Below are 18626 nucleotides of genomic sequence, written 5' to 3'. Positions count from 1 at the left end.
ATCAGAAGTCGAACTTGTCGATGTTGTCCTTGTTGAACACGGTCGGCTTGCCCAGCAGCACCTCGCCCTTGGCCCCGATCGTGTACTCGCCGAGCTTGCCGGCCTTGAACTTCTCCCCTTCGGCCCCGGTGATCTGCCCGGACGCCAGCGCCGCCGCCGCGTACGAGGCCAGGTAGCCCAGGTCGGCCGGGTTCCACAGCTCGAACGCCTCGATAGTGCCGTCCTTGACGAACTTCCTGAGCTGGTTGGGGGTGCCGAGCCCGGTCAGCTTGACCTTGCCCTTGGACGGCGAGTCCGACAGGTAGCGGGCCGCCGCGGCGATGCCCACGGTCGTGGGCGAGATGATGCCCGCCAGGTCCGGGTACGAGCGCAGCAGCCCCTGCGTCTCGGTGAACGACTTCTGGTCGTCGTCGTTGCCGTAGGCGACCTTGACCAGCTCCATGTCCTTGTACTCGGGCTTCTTGAGCTCGTCCTTCATGAAGTCGATCCAGGTGTTCTGGTTCGTCGCGTTGGGGGTGGCGGAGAGCACGGCGATCTTGCCCTTGTGCCCGATCTGCTCGGCCAGCAACTGCACCTCGGTCCGGCCCAGGTCCTCGGGGCTGGCCTGGTTGACGAACACGTCGCGGCCCTCGGGGGCGGTGTCGGAGTCGTAGCTGACGACCTTGACCCCGGCGGCCCTGGCCTGCTTGAGCGCGGGCACGACGGCGTTGGGGTCGTTCGCGGAGATGACGATGGCGTCCTGCTTCTGCTGCATCAGCGTGTTGATGTAGGAGACCTGCGAGGACGCGCTGGCGTCGGACGGCCCGACCTCCTTGCCCTCGCCGCCGAACTCCTTGGCGGCCGCGATCCCGCCACCGTCGGCGATCGTGAAGTACGGGTTGTTGACCTGCTTGGGCAGGAACGCGATCTTCAGTCCCTGTTTGAGCGGGGCATTGGGATCCACGGCCGGGGCCGAGGAGGCGGCGGCCGTGGCGGAGGCGGAGGACTGTTGTGCCACGTCGCTCTTGGTGGTGCCGCCGCAGGCGGCCGTCAGCAGGACGAGTCCGGCAAGGAGCGCCGTCGGCCGCCAAGGGGTGCGCGTTGTCATGAAACGGACTTCCCTTCCACTTGTGGTGAGGTGCGCCGCCGCCATACCGCCCCCAGGTTCGGCGCCAGCACGGATGCGACGAGCAGCAGGCCCGTCACGAAGTTCAGGACCTCGTTGGCCACGTCGGCGAGGATGAGCGCGTTGCGCACGACGCCGAGCAGCAGCACCGCCATGAGGACTCCGGGCAGCGTGCCGCGCCCGCCGAAGATCGACACACCGCCGAGCAGCACGGCGGCCACCACGGCCAGCTCGAGCCCGACGCCGTTGTCCGCCCTGGCGCTGGCGTAGCGGAACGTGTAGACGAGGGAGGCCAGCGACGCCATCACCCCGGAGGCCACGAACAGCCAGAACTTGATCCGCTTGACCCGGACGCCCGCGAAGTAGGCGGCCTCCACGTTCGAGCCGAGCGCGACGATGGAGCGGCCCAGCCCGGTCGCGTGCAGCAGCGTGGCCGCCACCACCGCCAGCACCCCGACCAGCACGGACGCCAGCGGGATCGGGCCGACGGACGCGGTGGCCAGGCTCGTGTACGCGGGCGGCAGGTCGGCCACCGCCTGGTCGCCGAGCATGACGTACGCCAGGCCGCGGAACAGCGCGAACGTCCCGATGGTGACCGCGAGCGAGGGCAGGCCGAGGCGGGTGACGAGCAGCCCGTTGAACGCGCCGCACAGGGCGCCCACCAGCAGGCAGATGGGCATGATCGCCTCGATCGGCAGCCCCGCGTTCCACAGTTGGCCGAGCACCGCGCACGACAGGCCCAGCGTGGAGGCCACCGACAGGTCGATCTCGGCCGCCACGATGACCAGCGTCATCGTCAGGGCCATGAGGGCGATCTCGGTGGTGTCGAGGAGCAGGAAGGAGACGTTGGACCCGTTCGCGAACCCGTCCACGCGGAGCGAGGCCCAGACGCTCACGCCGACGAGCAGCACGAGGATGAGCCCCTCCCAGCGGCGCGCCATCCGAGCGAGATCAGCTGCCATCGGCGGTCCTCCCGGGAGCGGGCTCTGCAGGATCGGTAGGTTCGGTGGCATCGTGGAATCTGCGGCGGCGCAGGGCCGCGGCGACGCGGAGCGCGAGCACGCGGTCGAGGACGATGGCGGCCAGCAGCAGGGCGCCGTTGATGGCGGTCTGGGCGAGCGCGTCCACCCGGAGCACGGCCAGCGCGCTGGTGATGCCGGTCAGCAGGAGTGCCCCGAGCACCGCCCCGTACACCGTGCCGCTGCCGCCGAAGATGGCCACCCCGCCCACCACGACGGCGGCGATCACGTCGAGCTCCTTGCCGGTCGCCACGGTGGCGTCCACGGTGCCGAAGCGGGCCGCCCACATGACCCCGGCCAGCCCCGCCAGCGCCCCGTTGGCCACGAACGCCGCGACGATCCTGCGCCGCACCCGGATCCCGGCCAGCACGGCCGCCTCGGGGTTGGAGCCGATGGCGTACAGCTCGCGGCCGGCGCGCAGGTTGCCCAACATCCACCCGACCGCCAGCAGCACGACCAGGGCGACCAGCGCGAGCAGCGGCACGCCGAGCACCGAGCGCGTCCCCAGGGACAGGAAGCCGTCGGGCATGTCGGCCGCGTTCACCTGGCGTCCGCCGGCCCAGGCGAAGTCGATGCCGCGGAAGGCGTACAGGGTGCCGAGGGTGGCCACCAGCGCGGGCACCTTGGCCGCCCCGACGAGCAGCCCGTTGACCGCCCCGCACAGGGCGCCGAGCACCACGCAGCCCGCGATCACGACCGGGATCGGCACGCCCGGGTGGTCGGCCAGGATCAGCGCGCCCCCGAACGCCGACAGCCCCACCACGGAGCTGACGGACAGGTCCACGTTCCTGGTGATGACCACGAGCGTCTGGCCGACGGCGAGCATGGCGACGATGGCGGAGTTCAGCAGGATGTCGCGCAGGCTGGCGTAGGTGAGGAAGGACGGGTTGACGGCGCCGGTGACGCCGAAGAGGAGGCCCAGCGCGACCACGATGCCCAGCTCGCGCACCCGCGCGACGCGGTCCACGAGCCGCCGCCCGCCGTTGCGCCGCACGGCCTCGGTCCTGGTGGCGGTGGCGGTCACGCGCGGCTCCTTCCGGTGGCGGTCACGCCGGGCTCCTTCCGGTGGCGGTCACGCGCGGCTCCTTCCGGTGGCGGCGGCCATCACGCTCTCCTCGGTGGCGTCCGCGCGCGGGATCTCCGCGGCCAGCCGCCCCTCGTGCATGACCAGCACCCTGTCGGCCATCCCCAGCACCTCGGGCAGCTCGGACGAGATCATCAGCACCGCCACCCCGCTCCCGGCCAGCTCCGACAGCAGCCGGTGCACCTCGGCCTTGGTGGCCACGTCGATCCCCCGGGTCGGCTCGTCCACGATGAGCACCGACGGCCGGCGCGCCAGCCACTTGGCCAGCACGACCTTCTGCTGGTTGCCGCCGGACAGCACGTTCACGGCGTCCGTCAGCCGCGCGAACTTCAGCCGCAGCCGCACCGCCCAGTCCCTGGCCCGCTCCCGTTCGGCCGCCCGGGAGACCAGCGGCCCCCGGCGCACGTCGGCCAGGCCGGCGAGCCCGATGTTGCGCTCGATGGACAGGTCCATGACGAGCCCCTGCTGCCGCCGGTCCTCGGGCACCAGGGCCAGCCCCGCCGCCATGGCCGCCGTGGGGCTGGCGGGCCGCAGCCGCCTGCCGTCCACCTCGACGCTCCCCGCGTCCCACCGGTCGATGCCGAACACGGCCCTGGCCACCTCGCTGCGCCCGGCCCCGACGAGCCCGGCCAGCGCGACGATCTCGCCCCGCCGCACCTCGAAGGAGACGTCGGTGAAGACGCCCTCGCGGGTGAGCCGGCGCACCTTGAGCGCGACCTCGCCGGCCTCCGTCTCCTGCTTGGGGAACAGGGCCTCCAGCTCCCTGCCGACCATGCGGCGTACCAGGTCGTCGGGGGTGATGTCGGCGACCAGGTCCTCGGCCACGTACGCGCCGTCACGCAGGGTGGTGACCCGCCGGCACAGCTCGAAGATCTCCTCCAACCGGTGCGAGATGAACAGCAGCGCGCAGCCCTGCGCGCGCAGCGTCCGGGCCACGCCGAACAGCCGGGCGACCTCCATGCCGGACAGGGCGGCGGTGGGCTCGTCCATGACGAGCACCCGCGCCTGCCGCGACAGCGCCTTGGCGATCTCCACGAGCTGCTGGTCGGCGATCGACAGGCCGCGGGCCGGCTGGTCGGGGTCGAGGGGCACGCCGAGCCGCTCGAACAGCTCGGCGGCGCCGACGCGCATGGCCCGCCGGTCGATGCCGAGGCGGCCGCGGGGCTGGCGGCCCATGAAGATGTTCTCCATGACCGACAGGTCGGGAAAGAGGGTCGGCTCCTGGTAGATGACGGCGACCCCGGCCCGCTGCGCGTCCGCGGGCCCGCCGAACTCCACCGGCTCGCCGTCCAGCAGGATCCGGCCCGAGTCCGGCCGGTGCACGCCGGACAGGATTTTCACGATCGTCGACTTGCCCGCGCCGTTCTCCCCCGCGAGCGCGTGCACCTCGCCGGGGAAGAGATCGAGAGAGACCTCGCGTACGGCGCGCACCGCACCGAACGCCTTGCTGACCTGGGAAAGGGATAGAACGGGAGTCTCATTCATTGCCGCACTCCCGGCAAAATCGTTTTAAGCGGTGGGAGGACGGTAAATCAGCGAGTGGCGAAGCGTCAATGCCTGGCTATTACAAGATTCCCAAGCACCCGAAGTCGTTCGGAAATTGTTACGTTTTAACCTATTTGCGCAAGGGCAAGAAGTCAGGCCGGGCAGATCTCGCGGCGATATCTGCCGGGCGCCACGCCGTACTCCCGTTTGAAGGCGTTGGCGAAGGCGAACTCCGAGGTGTAGCCGACCTTGGCGGCGATCTGGCCCAGCGGGGCGTCCGACGCGCGCATGAGGTGGGCCGCCGTGGCCAGGCGCCACCAGGTGAGGTACGCGAGCGGCGGCCGGCCGATCAGCTCGCCGAAGCGGCGCGAGAAGGCCGACCTCGACAGCCCCGCCCGCGCGCCCAGCTCCTGGACCGTCCACGGGTGGGCGGGATCCCGGTGGACGGCGTCCAGCGCGGCGCTGATGCCGGGATCCGCGAGCGCCTGCGCCCACCCACCGACCGAGCACTGGCCGTGCTCCCCCTCGAACCAGGCCCGCAGGATGTAGAGCAGCAGCAGGTCCAGGAGGGACGACACCACCGTGTCCGCGCCCAGCCGCGGGCGCTGGATCTCGGCGCCCAGAGCCTCGACGGCGGCGCGCAGCTCGGTGTGGAGGCCGACGCCGGCCGGGAGGTGGATCAGGTCGGGAAGATCGCGCAGGATCGGGTGGGCCCGGCCCGGATCGAGCCGGTAGCCGCCGCACAGCAGCACCGTCGCCACGGGCCCGTCAACGAGCCCATCGACGGTGGCGGAGGCGAACAGGCCGGGACCGTCGTCCAGCGGGTCGCAGTCGGGCTCGGCGAGCGGGGTGGACGGCGAGTCCGCCATGGCGTAGCCGTGGCCGTGGGGGAAGAAGACCACGTCACCCACCGACAGCGCGATCGGATCGCCGTCCGGCCGGATCAACCAGCCCGACCCCCGCAGGACGACCTGGAACCCGGCGGAGCCGGGAACCGTCGGGAACCGCTGGCCCCAGGGGGCACGCCACTCGACGCGGGCCGATCGGGGGCTGCCGGTGCGCATGAGGGCGATCACATCGCTGAGCACGTCCACGGATGAAGCTTACGGGAGGACGATCACGTATGAAATCCGGCTCGATGACGCATTGGTTGTCTCGCGGATGGCCCGTACGGTGGCCTGCATGAGAACAGTGCTGGTGACGGGCGCGACCGGGACGGTCGGCAGGCTGGTGGTGGCGCGGTTGACGGAGGCGGGGGCCGAGGTCAGGCCCTTCGGCCGGGCCCAGGGCGACCTGGCGGACCCCGGGTCGCTGCCGCTCGACGGTGTGGAGTCGGTGTTCCTGGTGTGGCCGTTCGCCACGACGGAAGGGGCGCGGGCGGTGATCGACGCGATCGCGCGCCGGGCGCGGCGGGTGGTCTACCTCTCCTCCGCCGCGGTACGCGACCACGAACGCGAGGTCGAGCGGCTGATCGAGAAGTCGGGCCTGGAGTGGACGGTGCTGCGCCCGCACGCCTTCGCGGCCAACGCGCTGCGGTGGGCGGCGCGGGTGCGGGCGGGGGTGGTGCGCGGCTCGTACGGCCAGGCCGCCATGCCCATGCTGGACGAGCGGGACCTCGCGGCGGTGGCGGCACGGGCGCTGATGGAGGAGGGACACCATGGCGCCGTCCACGACCTGACCGGCCCGGAGTCGATCACCCAGGCCGACCAGGTCCGCATCATCTCCCAGATCACGAAATTTCCGGCGCGCTGGGAGGAGGTCCCGCCCGACCGGACCCGTACGGAGCTCCTGGCCACGGGCTGGCCCCCGCAGGCGGTGGACGGCGTGCTCCAGGCCCAGGCGGACCTGGTCCGCCACCCGGCCCCCGTCACGCCGGCGGTCGAGGAGGTCACGAAGACCGCGCCCCGCACGTTCGGCGCCTGGGTGGCCGACCACGCCGAGGAGTTCCGCGTTCCCGGCGAACCACCCGAGACCATGCGTGCCGCCCGCATCCACGAGTACGGGGACGAGATCCGCTTCGACCGGATCCCCACGCCGCGCCCGGGCCCGGGACAGGTCCTCCTCGAAGTGGCCGCCACCTCCTTCAACCCGTCGGAGGTCGGCCTGCGGGCGGGCCTGCTGCGCGAGGTGCTCCCGGTGAGCCTGCCGTACACGCTCGGCGCGGACGTCTCGGGCACGGTCGTCGCGCTCGGCGAGGGCGTGACGGGCCTGGCCCCGGGTGACCGCGTGTTCGGCCTGGTGGACGGCGCCGCCGCCGGATACGCGGCCGTGCCCGCGAGCGTCCTGGCCAGAGCGCCGCGGAGCATCCCGCTCGCCCACGCGGCCGCCGTCCCGGTGGCCGGGCTCACGGCGTGGCAGGCGATCCACGAGCACGCCCGCGTCATCCGTGGCGAGCGGGTGCTGATCAACGGGGCGGGCGGCGGGGTCGGCATGTTCGCCGTCCAGCTCGCCAAGCTCGCGGGCGCGACCGTGTTCGCCACGGCGAGCCCGCGCAGCGCGGCCGCGGTCGAGCGGTACGGCGCCGACGAGGTGATCGACTACACGACCACGCCGCTCCCCGGCGGCATGGACGTCGTGCTGAACCTGGCCGCGCTCCCCCAGGAGGACGCCGCCGCCCTGGCCGGACTCGGGCGCAGGACGATCACGATCGCCACCCCGATCGAGGGCGGCACCCACTTCGTGGCCCGCAACGACCCGGCTCAGCTCGCCGAGCTGGCCGAGCTCGTCGACCGGGGCGAACTCACGGTCGAAGTGGCCGAGTATCGTCCCCTGACCGAGCTGGAGGAGGTCCACCGCGCGGCCGGGCAGGGCCGGACGCGCGGCAAGATCATTCTGCTGCCGGACTGAAGTGGCGCAGCACCTCGGGGTTGGCCATGGCGTCGGGATTGGCCGCCTGCTCGACGGGCGTGCCCAGCAGGATCTTGCGTACGGGCACCTCCAGCTTCTTGCCGGAGAGCGTACGGGGGATGCCGGGGACGGCGTGGATCTCGTTGGGCACGTGACGGGGTGACAGCTCCTTGCGCAGGGCGTCGCAGAGGGTCCGCTGGAGCGACTCGGTCAGCGTCGCACCCTCGGCGAGCGTCACGTACAGCAGCAGCCGCCCCTCCTGCCCGAGCTGCCCGGTGTCGATCACGAGGCTGTCGGCGATCTCGTCGAACCGCTCGACGACCCGGTAGAACTCGCTGGTGCCCATCCGGACGCCGCCCCGGTTGAGGGTCGAGTCGGAGCGGCCGTAGATCACGCAGCTCCCGTCCTCGTTGATCTTGATCCAGTCGCCGTGCCGCCACACCCCGGGGTAGACGTCGAAGTAGCTCTCGAAGTAGCGCCGGCCGTCGGGGTCGTTCCAGAACATCACCGGCATCGACGGCATGGGCGCGGTCAGCACGAGTTCGCCCACCTCGCCGACGACCGGCTTGCCCGCGGGGTCGTACGACTCGACCTTCGCCCCCAGCGACCGGCACGGGATGATGCCCGCCCTGATCGGGTGGAGCATGGTCGCCCCGACGAACCCCGTGCACACGTCCGTGCCTCCGGAGAACGACCCCACAGGGACCCCGGGCAGCTCCGAGGCCACCCACGAGAACCCCTCCGGCGGCAGCGGCGACCCGGTCGAGCCGACGCCGCGCAGCCGCTCCAGCCCCTGGGGGTGGACCCCGGCCTTCAGCGAGGCCATGATGTACGGCGCCCCGACCCCGAAGTAGGTCACCTTCTCGGAGTCGGCGATCCGCCACAGCGCGGCGGGCGACGGATAGGTGGCCGCGCCGTCGTACAGCACCGGCGTGGCCCCCACCAGCAGGGCGCCGATGAGGTAGTTCCACATCATCCAGCCCGTGGTGGTGTACCAGAAGAACACATCGCCTTCGCCGATGTCCTGCTGGAAGGTGAGGGACTTGAGATGCTCCAGCACCACGCCGCCGTGCCCGTGCACGATCGGCTTGGGCAGCCCGGTCGTGCCGCTGGAGTAGAGGATCCACAGCGGGTGGCCGAACGGCACCCGCTCGAACTCCAGCGGCCCCTCCTCGGCCCGCAGCCCCTCCCAGCCGATCACCTCGCCGTGCGGCACCTCCCGGGTGTGCGCCTCGGCGGGCCCGGCCTGCTGGGGCGCGCTGCCCTCGTCGAGTGCCGCCAGGTAGGGGATCCACACGGTCGCGCGCAGCGTGGGCAACTGGGCGGCGATCTCGTTGACGGCGTCGGAACGGTCGTAGGTCTTGCCGTTGTAGTGGTAGCCGTCGACCGCGATGAGCACCTTGGGCTCGATCTGCTTGAACCTGTCGACGATGCTCGGCACCCCGAAGTCGGGCGAGCCGGCCGACCAGATCGCGCCCAGGGAGGCGGTCGCCAGGAAGGCGATCAGGGCCTGCGGGATGCTCGGCAGGTAGGCGGCCACCCGGTCGCCGCGCCGCACGCCGAGGCGGGCCAGCCCCGCCCGGACACGGGCGACCTCCTCGCGCAGCTCGTCCCAGGTCAGCTCCTGGCGGGCGCCGTCCTCGGACACGAACACCACGGCGGTGCCCTCGGTGCGGCGCAGCGCGTTCTCGGCGTAGTTGAGCGTGCTCCCCTCGAACCACGTGACGTCCGGCATCGTCCCGGAGAGCACCGGCCCGTCGCCCCGGTCGCCGACCACGTCGAAGTAGTCCCAGATCGACGTCCAGAACTCGCCCGGGTGCTCGACGGACCACCGCCACACGTCCTCATAGGGTCCCGGCCGTCCCAGCCACTCCAGGTAGCGGGTCAGCCCGGCCTTCGCGACGACCTCTTCGCTCGGCTCCCAGAGAAGCTCGCCCTCAGCAACCATGTGCCCATCCTGTCGCCCGTCGGGGGGAAAGTCATACCCGGACCCCCACATAACTTGCTATCTCCGTAGGTGGTCCACCGCCATACGCGCCGCCGTGCCGATCACCGCGTCGGCGCGCGGCTGGTTGAGCGCGGTGCTGAACGAACGCGTGCACACGGCCACGGCGTAGCGCCGGCCGTCCGGGTACTCGACGACCCCCGACTCGCTGCGCAGCGTGGGCAGCGTGCCGGTCTTGCCGCTGACCGCGACGTCGTCGTACGGGAAGCCGGAGGCCAGCCGGTGCGGCCACACCTGCATGTTGAGCACGCCGCGCATCCAGGCGCACGACTCCTGCGAGGCCGCCTCGTCCCGCCAGATCATCCCGAACAGCGCCGCCAGCTCGCGCGGGGTGGACCGGTTCGCCCGCGCGGGGTCGAGCACGCTCAGCCGCGCGATGTCCTCCGGATCCACGAACGGCCACGCGTGCCCGGCGTCGACGGCCATGCTGCCGAGGAGCTCCCGGGCGCTCTGCGTCACCCGCGTCCCGTCGAGCCCGAACCCGGCCAGCATGGTGTTGATCGCCTCGCACCCGACCCGGCCCAGCAGCATGTCGGCCGAAGTGTTGTCGCTCACCGCGATCATCAGGTACGCCAGGTCGCGCAGCGAGATCGTCACGTCGTCGAGCATCGCCGAGAGCCCGGTCGGCCCCGAGACCCTGTCCTCGGCCGTGACGGTCACGCGTTCGGAGAGGTCCAGCAGCCCGGCGTCGGCCTGCCCGCAGAGCGCCACCAGCAGCGGCACCTTGAACATCGACGCCGTGGGCACCGGCTCGTCCGGCCCGTGCCCCACCTCGCGCCCCGAGTCGATGTCGGCCGCGTACAACCAGCCCCGCACCCCCGCCGCACGGAACAGCGCCTCGAAGTCCGGCGTGCTCATGCGAGCATCCCCGGCCTGCGGCTGATCCGCCGCACGGACACCGCGCCCTCGTCCGTCATCCCGGCGCTCTCCTTCAGCGTGCGTACGGCGACGGCCGAGAAGTCGTCGACCAGTTCGTCGATCGGGGCGGCCACCGCCTGGCGCCAGGCGGTGGAGACCCGGCACGTGATCGGCGAGCCTAGCAGCGGCCGCCAGACCAGCCCCGGGAGCTCCACCTTCGGCCCGAACGCCACCGCCGCGCCCGCCAGCACCAGCCCGAGCCCGGCGCCCTCGTGCACCTGTACGGGGACGTAGCCGTGGCGGCGGCACTCCGAGAGCATCTCCGCGTACAGCCCCGGCTCGCCCTCCTGGGGCGGCATCAGCAGCTCCCGGCCCGCCAGGTCGGCCAGGTGCACCTCACCGACTCCGGTGAGCGGGTCGCCCTCGGCCAGCAGCACACCTTGCGGCTGCGCCAGCACCTGGCCGAACCGCAGGCCAGGCGCGGCGACCGGATGGCGGACGAGACCGACGTCGATCGTCCCCTCGGCCAGCGCCGTCACCTGGTCGGCGGTCCAGATCTCGGCGGGCGCGAGGCGTACCGCGGGATTGGTCTCGCGGAAGCCCGCGACCAGGGCGGCGATGGCGGCGGCGGCCAGGTCGGGCGGGAGGCCGACCTTGAGCACCGTGCCCTCGCCCTGCCTGGCCAGCTCGTGCAGCCGGTCCACCCGGGCCACGATCTCGCGGGCCTCGCCCAGGAGCAGCCGGCCCGCCTCGGTGAGCCGCACCTGGCGGGCCGAGCGGTCGAACAGCCGCACGCCGAGCTCCTCCTCCAGGCGCTTGATGCGCTGGCTGAGCGGCGGCTGCGCCATGCCGAGCCGGATGGCGGCGTTGCCGAAGTGGAGTTCCTCCGCGACGACGGTGAAGTAGCGAAGGTGCCGGACGAGGTCCACGACCAGCCACTATATCCAGATTTATATCTGTAAGGCGCTTATATCAGTATTGGACACCATTGCCGTCCCTCTGGTGTCCTCTGCTCCATGGCACCACAAACGGGGACAATGTACGCACGGCGCCGCCGCTGGCCGTGGATCGTTCCGGGGCTCCTGATCCCGGTCGTGGCGGCGGGAGGCGTCATCTGGGCGCTGCGCACGGAGGGCTCGCCGGAGGAGACGGCCGACAAGTATCTTTCGGCCTGGTCCGCCCAGGACTATGCGGGGATGCGCGCTCTGGTGGCCGACCCGCCCGCCGACTTCGAGACCTGGCACCGGCGCTTCCGCACCGACCTCAAGCTCACCGAGGCGTCCTTCAACCGCCCCAGGCCGACGGGCGTCTTCGCCTCCTCCCCGGGGGACGAGGTCGGCTTCCAGGCCAAGCTGCTCGGACAGCAGGACTGGACCTACGACGGCGAGCTCAAGCTCGTGGAGCGCGACCGCAGGTGGAAGGTCGCCTGGACGCCGGCCACCATCCACCCGCTGCTCAAGAAGGGGCGCTCGCTACGGGTGATCTCCCAGCAGGGCGACCCGCTGCGGGTCCTGGCCGCCGACGGCACCGCGATCAACACGCCGTCCGCGCCCGGCTCGGTGCAGCAGCTCGTGGAGGGCATCAGGCAGACGTTCCCCGACCGCTTCAAGAAGCCCGCCCGCTCCCGGATCGATCTGTACGAAGGGGACAAACCCATCCAGACAGTCGTCCGCGCTAGTGGATACCGCCCGCTCCGGACCACCATCGACCTGAAGGTCCACAGCGCCGGGGCCAAGGCTCTGGAGGACGTGTCGGAACCGGCTTCCCTGGTGGCGCTGCGCGCCTCGACCGGCGAGATCCTCGCGGTGGTGAACAAGCCGGGGGGCTTCAACCGGGCCCTGCTCGGCAAGTATCCGCCCGGCTCGACGTTCAAGGTGGTGACGGCCTCCGCGCTGGTCGCGGACGGGGTCGAGCCGTCCCGCCAGGTCACCTGCCCCGCCGAGAAGAACATCGGCGGCTTCCCGTTCCACAACGCCGACTTCGAGGACTTCGGCACGCTGTCGTTCCAGGACGCGTTCGCGCATTCGTGCAACACGACGTTCGGGGAGATGAGCGTGGGCCGGCTGAACGGCGGCCGGCTGGCGCAGGTCGCCCGCAGCTTCGGCTTCGGGACTCCGATCACCCCCGGCGTGCCCGCGGTCCGCGCCGAGTTCCCGGACACGAAGGACGACACGGACCTCGCCTCCGCCGCCATCGGCCAGGGCCGCGTCCTGGCCAGCCCGCTCAACATGGCCTCGGTCGCGGCCGCCATCGCCTCCGGCGCCTGGATCTCCCCGACCCTCGTCAAGGAGGAGCCGATCCCGGACGCCCAGCCCACCAACCCCCGGCCGCTGGAGGACGGCGTGGTGGCGGCCCTGCGCAAGCTGATGCCGGCCGTGGTGACGGACGGCACCGCCCACGCCGTCCAGTTCCCCGAGGGCACGGCCGGCAAGACGGGCACCGCGGAGTTCGGGTCCGGCAAGGAGCCGCCGACCCACTCGTGGTTCATCGGCTACCGCGGCGACGTGGCCTTCGCGGTCATCGCCGAAGGCGCGGGCACCGGCGCCGGCGTGGCCGCCCCGGCCGCCGCCCGCTTCCTCGACAACCTCGGCAGCGCCGGCACGTGATGCTACGCGGTGCGGCCGACCGGCGAGGTGAGGCCCGCCACGGCGGCGACGACCTCGGAGGCGTTGGAGAGGTCGGGCAGCACCACGTCGGCCCCCGCCTCGCGCAGCTCTGCCGCCATGGACCGGCCCGAGGCGACCCCGATCATCGCCGCGCCGCCGATCTTGGCGGCCTGGACGTCCCGCGTGGAGTCCCCGATCACCACGGTGTTCGCCGCGGTGAACGGCGTGCCCAGGCGCTCCTTGGCCCGGGACTGCGCCACCTGCAGCAGCGTCGCCTTGGGGTAGACCTCCTCGCCGTACCCGCCCAGCGTGAAGTCGATGTGCTTGTCCAGCCCGAACGCCTTGAGCTTGTGCACGGCGTTGCTCCTGATGGTCCCGGTCAGCACCGTCTGGATCACGCCGTCGAGCCTGGACACCGACTTCAGCGCGTCCTTGGCCCCCGGCAGGGCCCGCCCCTCCTTGGCCAGCCGCCCGCGCCGGTCGGCGAAGGCCACGGCCAGCGCCGACAGGAACTTGGGCAGATGGTCGTCCTCGGCCAGGATGCCGTTGACGGCGAGCGTCTCGAAGACGATCTCGGAGTCCGGGCGCCCCAGCGGGGGCACGAGTTTGACCAGCGGTCGCCCGGTGACGAGGCGGAACGCCTCCGCGTAGGCGTCTCTGGTCACGATGGCGACGTCGACCAGCGTGAGGTCGATGTTCCACAGCACAAGGCGGTTGATGGCAGCCTCCTGGGGGGTGACCCTGCATAGGGTACGGCGGGCGCCGCCGTTCGTGTTCACATACGGTACGGCCGGCGCGATACGCGGAGCCGACGCCTTGGCGATTCGGGCATGAAGGTTTTACGCGAAATTCAGCGCGTCCGACAGCGTGTCGACCACGGGAAAGCCGATGCTCGCCAGCTCGGCGCGGGTCGTCATCCCGCCCGTGTACAGCACCGCCCTGGCCCCCACGTGCCGCGCGGCGAGCCCGTCGTCCACGCTGTCGCCGATCACCAGGACCTCGGCGGGATCGATCCCGAGGGCCGTGATGTGTGCCGTCATGTGCGCGGCCTTCTCGCCGCCCGTGGTGCCCAGCAGCCCGTCGATCCGGGTGAAGTGCCGGGTGATGCCGAACGAGTCGACCTTGGGCACGAGGTGCGCGTGCGGCGCCATCGAGCAGAGCGACTGGGTGCCCGTCCAGTTCGCGAGGGCCAGCTCTGCGTCGGCGGCCAGCGCGCAGGCGTCGCTCAGCCGGAAGTAGTGCTCGTGGAACCCGTCGTCGAGCAGCTCCCACTCCCCCTCGGTCAGGGGGCGGCCGAGCATGCGCTCGTAGGCGACCCAGATGGGCCGGGTGTAGACCGCGCGGAATCCGTCGGCGGTCATCTCAGGAAGCTCGTACGGCTTGAAGACCTCGTTGGTGGCTCCCACCACGGCGTCGATGTCGTGGAAGAGCGTGCCGTTCCAATCCCAGATGATGTGCTTTGTCATGTTGCGACAAGCTTAGACGGCACGTGTGACGTTTCGATGAACGCCCAGAACAGGGGCCGCGGCCATCCGGCCACGACCCCTGGAGGGAGAGCTAGCCGCAGGCCTTCGCGGTGGCGCCGGTGCCGTTCTGGCCACCACGGCCGCCGTTCCACTGGATCGAGGCACTGCCCCAGGCGCACATGTTGTTGGCCCAGACCATGTTGCCCCAGTGCCGGCCCTTGTTGCCCGCCTTGAAGCGGAACTGGTCGTAGCGGCCGTCCGCCGCGTAGACGCTGATGGTGCCGGTCGCCGAGGAGGCCGTGCGGATCTCGACCCAGTTGGTCTTGCACTTGCCGGACCACCAGAGCTTGATCGTTCCGACGTTGCCGTCGAGGCGGCTCTTGATGGGGGCGGTCTTGACCACCTTGGCCGAGTTCCAGCAGCCCGACTTGGACGGGTCCTTGTGGTCGCCCGGCTTGGCCTGGGCGTGCGCGGGCGCGCCCGCCAGGAGGACCGCCGCGACGGCTCCCAGGACAGTAGCGGCAACTCGAAGCTTCACTTGGACCGACTCCTTGCGTAAACAACACTTGCTAGATCGCGACACTAGCGAGGCCCGGCTCCAAACGGTCAAGGAAGTGTGATCGATGTAACGTCGTTGTTATGATCGCAGAAGGTCGGAAATCTCCTGCGTGGCATACCACATGAGCTCGTGCGCCTCGGCCCCGTCCACGGTGAATCTCGCGTCGTCGTCGCCCCCGTCCGCGGCCGGCAGCGCGGCGACGGCGGCCTCGATGTCGGTGATCGCCTCGTGGTCGTCGATGTGCACCGCGGCCACCTTGGCCAGCGGGATCGGGTCGGCGAGGCGCACTCTCGCCCGTTCCTCCAGATCGACTCCGGCGGCGACCGAGCGCTCCGGCACCTCGGCGGCGACCACCACGCGCCGGAACGCGGTCTCGGCGCCGTCGGCGCGGTCGGCGGCCAGCATCCGCAGCGACGCGCGGGCCGCCTCGGTGAGCGCCACGTATTCGAGCTCCTCGGTGTCGCCCGAGGCGTACCACTCGGTCAGCGCGGGGGTCACCGCGTAGCCGGTCAGCGGGGCCGGACCCAGCTCTCCCGACTCGACCGCCTGGGCCAGTGCCGGGAGAGTGCACGGCAGATAGACGCGCATGACGAACCTTTCGTGCTTTCTTTCTGGCCGAGCTCAGCTCGGCGTGCCGAGATGGAGGTCCGCACTCGGCGGCGGCCCTGTCTCGGCGTACAAGGGCTCTATCATGCCCGTCGCAGCGTGAGACGGAGGAGAGACTCGAGTTCCTCGATGGTCGAGTCGGCATCTTTGTGATGGATGCCGGCGATGCCGAGCGCGCGGGCGGCCAGGATGTTGGCCTCGATGTCGTCGATGAACACGCACTCCTCGCAGGCCAGGCCGATCAGCTCGACCGCGTGGTGGTAGATGCGCGGCTCGGGCTTGCGCATCCCGACCTCGCCGGAGATCACGACCGCGTCGAAGAGCTCGTCCCAGTCGGCGCGGGGATACTCATTCGACCAAGAGTTAGATACCAAACACGTTTTGACACCATTTTTTCGTACGTCGCGGAGCATGTCGTACATTGCGTCAACGCGTTCGAATCCCGCGAACATCCGCTCCAGCAGCCCTTCGGCCACGGGCGGCACCCCGTCGACGGTCAGCAGCCGGGCGGCGAGGTCGCGCTCGAAGGCGGAGCCGTCGATCTCGCCCCTTTCCAGCGCGTGGACGACGCTTTCGCCGACACCGTCGCCGTAAGCGTGGTCGACCATCTTCCGCATCACGTGGCGGTAGTGGTCGCCGTCGATCCTGTCCGCCGCGATCCAGCGCGCGATGGAGTCGGAAAGGCTGGTCGTCAGCACCCCGCCCCAGTCGATGAGCACACCCGTAAGCACCGTTCCAGAATAGAACGTCACCGGCACTTATAAACCGTTAAAACCCCATAAAAAGGTCGCCCGATATATCCGGTTAAGGTGTGCTTCCAGCGATAGTCGCTACCCAGAAAGGACCGCCGTGCGGACGACGATCCTGATCACCTCCCCCGACCGATGGACCGCCCCGGGACTGGAACTCTTCGAGTTCGCGCCGATCTTTCCCGGCGGCCCGGAATGGCTCACCAAACCGGTCCTCATCGCCCTGCTCAGCTCGGTCATCGCCATCGCCCTGTGCTGGGCCGCGTTCGCCAAGCCGAAGATCATCCCACGCGGCTGGCAGAGCATCGGCGAGTACGCGTACCTGTTCGTACGCGACCAGATCGCCCGGCCCAGCCTCGGCGCCGACTCCGACCGATGGATGGGCTTCCTCCTCACGACCTTCCTGACCGTGCTCATCTGGAACCTGATGGGCATCGTCCCGCTCATCCAGTTCCCCGTCGCCGCGCACATCGCCTTCCCCCTGGTGCTGGCGCTCATCGTGTACGGCATCAAGGTCTACCTCGGCGTCCGGCACCACGGCGTGCGCGGCTACCTGAGGGGCATCGTGCATCTCCCGGGCCTGCCCGGCTGGGCGTACGGCCTCTATGCCCCGCTGATCCTGGCCGAGGTGTTCATCACGTCGCTGTTCACCCACTTCGTGCGGTTGTTCGCGAACATGTTCGCCGGCCACATCCTCGTGGCCTTCTTCAGCTCGGTGGGCTTCTGGTTCCTGTTCGAGCGGCTCACCCCGCTGGGCGCGGGGCTCGGCGTCCTCGGCGTGCTGATGACGATCGTGATGACCGCGTTCGAGATGTTCATCCAGTTTCTACAGGCGTTCCTGTTCGCCATGCTGGCCGGGATGTTCATCGCCAGCGGCCTGCGCGGCGCGCACTAGCTAGCGCGTGACCTGGGCGGCCAGCTTGCGGTGCGCCGCGGAGCGCAGCACGCCGGCCGCCTTCTCCGCGTCGGCGGCGGGGGCCTCGGTCAGGTAGCCCTTGGCCTGCTTGAGCGTGAGCAACCTGGTGACGGACTGGTCGAGCCGGTCCTTGGAGATCCGGCCCGACCTCACCGCCGCCACCACCGCCTGGTAGGCCTTCGGCAGGTCGTTCGGCATGAGCAGCAGGTCGGCCCCGGCCAGCACGGCCCGCACCGCGATCTCCCCGTCGTTGTACTTCTTGCGCACGCCCTCCATGTTGAGCGCGTCGGTGGAGATCACGCCCTTGAAGCCGAGCTTCTGCCGCAGCAGGCCGGTCAGGATGGGCTTGGACAGCGTGGCCGGGTCGCCCGACGGGTCGAGCTTGGGGAAGACGAGGTGGGCGCTCATCACGGCGTCCACGCCCGCGTCGATCGCCGCCCTGAACGGCGGCGCGTCGATCTTCTCCCACTGCGCCTTCGTGTGCTTGATCACCGGCAGCCCCGTGTGGCTGTCGACGTCGGTGTCGCCGTGGCCGGGGAAGTGCTTGGCGGTGGCGGCCACCTTCGCCTCGCCGAACCCCTTGACCGCCGCCGCGACCATCTTCGCCACCCGCGCCGGGTCGTTGCCGTAGGCCCGGGGGCCGATGACCGGGTTCTTGGGGTTCACGTTCACGTCGGCGACCGGGGCGAAGTCGAGGTTGACGCCGAGCGCGCGCAGCTCCTCGCCGGTGGCCCTGGCCACGGCCCGCGCCCGGTCGGGGTCCTTGGTGGCGCCGATCTGGGCGGCTCCAGGGAAGTCGGTCATCAGCGCGGACATCCTGGCCACCAGGCCGTTCTCCTGGTCGGTGCCGATCAGGAGCGGGACGTCCGCGGACGCGCGCTGCAGGCCGTTGGTGAGGCCGACGACCTGGCCGACGCCCTTGATGTTGTGCGGGAAGAGGATCACGCCGCCGAGGTGGTACTTCGCGATCACCTTGGCCGGGGTCTGGGCGCCGTACCTGGCCTGATTCTCGCCCGACACCGTGCCGGCCGCGGTGCCGTACAGGACGGGCATGAAGAGCTGGCCGACCTTCTCCTCGACGCTCATCTTCGCCAGGACGCGCTCGACGGCGCCCTGCCGCGCCTGCGGCGGGCTCTGCGGCGTCGTCTGCGGAGGCGTCGTTTGCGGGGTCTGCGCGGGCGGTGCGGCCTTGCCTCCTCCGGTCGGGGTCGCACCCGCCGGGCTGCCGCCTGCGCCGCAGGCTGTCAGAGCGATCGCGAGGAGGCCTGCCGTACCGATCCGTCGAAGCATGCCTCCAAAGGTATCCATGAGACAACCCACA

Annotated in this window: 17 protein-coding genes; 3 read left to right on the top strand and 14 right to left on the bottom strand. The window is 70.9% G+C overall.

Features of this window, described 5'->3' with window-relative positions; all coding sequences use genetic code 11:
- Position 1 precedes the first annotated feature (1 nt).
- The 5 genes from rhaS to AB0J87_RS03880 form a co-directional block, all read right to left on the bottom strand.
- Positions 2–1087 carry a rhamnose ABC transporter substrate-binding protein gene (gene rhaS, locus AB0J87_RS03900; protein ID WP_355190830.1) on the bottom strand — a complete coding sequence of 362 codons (1086 nt, stop codon included), beginning with the start codon at positions 1085–1087 and terminating at the stop codon, positions 2–4.
- Positions 1084–2067, bottom strand: a complete 984-nt coding sequence (locus tag AB0J87_RS03895; protein WP_363962509.1) for an ABC transporter permease — start codon at positions 2065–2067, stop codon at positions 1084–1086. Before AB0J87_RS03895 ends, rhaS begins: the two co-directional genes overlap by 4 nt.
- Positions 2057–3148, bottom strand: coding sequence for an ABC transporter permease (locus AB0J87_RS03890; protein WP_363962508.1), 1092 nt, complete (start codon positions 3146–3148; stop codon positions 2057–2059). The genes AB0J87_RS03895 and AB0J87_RS03890 overlap by 11 nt, the downstream gene beginning before the upstream one ends.
- 48 nt (positions 3149–3196) lie before the next feature.
- Positions 3197–4693: a sugar ABC transporter ATP-binding protein gene (locus tag AB0J87_RS03885; protein WP_363962507.1), complete on the bottom strand. Its 1497-nt coding sequence runs from the start codon at positions 4691–4693 to the stop codon at positions 3197–3199.
- Between the two features lie 152 nt (positions 4694–4845).
- On the bottom strand, positions 4846–5787 hold the full coding sequence (locus AB0J87_RS03880; protein ID WP_355190822.1) for an AraC family transcriptional regulator: 942 nt from the start codon (positions 5785–5787) through the stop codon (positions 4846–4848).
- 88 nt (positions 5788–5875) lie between these two features.
- Here AB0J87_RS03880 and AB0J87_RS03875 point away from each other — a divergent pair, with 88 nt between their 5' ends.
- Complete coding sequence (locus tag AB0J87_RS03875) at positions 5876–7540, top strand: zinc-binding dehydrogenase (protein WP_363962506.1); 1665 nt, start codon at positions 5876–5878, stop codon at positions 7538–7540.
- On the opposite strand, the gene AB0J87_RS03870 is transcribed toward AB0J87_RS03875, so the two are convergent.
- From AB0J87_RS03870 to AB0J87_RS03860, 3 genes are read right to left on the bottom strand one after another with little or no spacing between them, the layout of a single operon-like run.
- Positions 7521–9488, bottom strand: a complete 1968-nt coding sequence (locus AB0J87_RS03870; RefSeq protein ID WP_363962505.1) for an acetoacetate--CoA ligase — start codon at positions 9486–9488, stop codon at positions 7521–7523. The genes AB0J87_RS03875 and AB0J87_RS03870 overlap by 20 nt on opposite strands.
- Before the next feature lie 57 nt (positions 9489–9545).
- The gene (locus AB0J87_RS03865) at positions 9546–10403 is read right to left on the bottom strand and encodes a serine hydrolase (RefSeq protein WP_363962504.1); all 858 of its coding nucleotides are present in this window, start codon (positions 10401–10403) and stop codon (positions 9546–9548) included.
- Positions 10400–11332 carry a LysR family transcriptional regulator gene (locus tag AB0J87_RS03860; protein ID WP_355190818.1) on the bottom strand — a complete coding sequence of 311 codons (933 nt, stop codon included), beginning with the start codon at positions 11330–11332 and terminating at the stop codon, positions 10400–10402. Before AB0J87_RS03860 ends, AB0J87_RS03865 begins: the two co-directional genes overlap by 4 nt.
- A 108-nt stretch (positions 11333–11440) precedes the next feature.
- Here AB0J87_RS03860 and AB0J87_RS03855 point away from each other — a divergent pair, with 108 nt between their 5' ends.
- Entirely contained in the window at positions 11441–13009 is a 1569-nt protein-coding gene (locus AB0J87_RS03855; protein WP_363962503.1) for a penicillin-binding transpeptidase domain-containing protein, read from the top strand.
- A 2-nt stretch (positions 13010–13011) separates the two neighbouring features.
- On the opposite strand, the gene AB0J87_RS03850 is transcribed toward AB0J87_RS03855, so the two are convergent.
- The 5 genes from AB0J87_RS03850 to AB0J87_RS03830 all read right to left on the bottom strand — a co-directional run bounded on the left by AB0J87_RS03850 (position 13012) and on the right by AB0J87_RS03830 (position 16398).
- Positions 13012–13716: a haloacid dehalogenase-like hydrolase gene (locus tag AB0J87_RS03850; RefSeq protein WP_363962502.1), complete on the bottom strand. Its 705-nt coding sequence runs from the start codon at positions 13714–13716 to the stop codon at positions 13012–13014.
- Positions 13717–13848: 132 nt separating this feature from the next.
- The gene (locus AB0J87_RS03845) at positions 13849–14475 is read right to left on the bottom strand and encodes an HAD hydrolase-like protein (protein ID WP_363962501.1); all 627 of its coding nucleotides are present in this window, start codon (positions 14473–14475) and stop codon (positions 13849–13851) included.
- Positions 14476–14566: 91 nt separating this feature from the next.
- The gene (locus AB0J87_RS03840; protein WP_363962500.1) at positions 14567–15013 is read right to left on the bottom strand and encodes a DUF2690 domain-containing protein; all 447 of its coding nucleotides are present in this window, start codon (positions 15011–15013) and stop codon (positions 14567–14569) included.
- 99 nt (positions 15014–15112) lie between these two features.
- Positions 15113–15622: a hypothetical protein gene (locus AB0J87_RS03835; RefSeq protein WP_363962499.1), complete on the bottom strand. Its 510-nt coding sequence runs from the start codon at positions 15620–15622 to the stop codon at positions 15113–15115.
- 101 nt (positions 15623–15723) lie between these two features.
- Positions 15724–16398 carry an HAD family phosphatase gene (locus tag AB0J87_RS03830; RefSeq protein ID WP_350728424.1) on the bottom strand — a complete coding sequence of 225 codons (675 nt, stop codon included), beginning with the start codon at positions 16396–16398 and terminating at the stop codon, positions 15724–15726.
- 91 nt (positions 16399–16489) lie between these two features.
- Here AB0J87_RS03830 and AB0J87_RS03825 point away from each other — a divergent pair, with 91 nt between their 5' ends.
- Complete coding sequence (locus AB0J87_RS03825; protein ID WP_363962498.1) at positions 16490–17284, top strand: FoF1 ATP synthase subunit a; 795 nt, start codon at positions 16490–16492, stop codon at positions 17282–17284.
- On the opposite strand, the gene nagZ is transcribed toward AB0J87_RS03825, so the two are convergent.
- Entirely contained in the window at positions 17285–18595 is a 1311-nt protein-coding gene (nagZ, locus tag AB0J87_RS03820) for a beta-N-acetylhexosaminidase (RefSeq protein WP_363962497.1), read from the bottom strand. It abuts the gene before it with no gap.
- Positions 18596–18626: the final 31 nt, after the last annotated feature.

The sequence above is a fragment of the Nonomuraea sp. NPDC049625 genome (assembly GCF_040675285.1).
Classification (GTDB): Bacteria; Actinomycetota; Actinomycetes; order Streptosporangiales; family Streptosporangiaceae; genus Nonomuraea; species Nonomuraea angiospora_A.
Note: the sequence above shows the minus strand (reverse complement) of the source record. Positions and strands in the feature narration are given on the sequence as shown.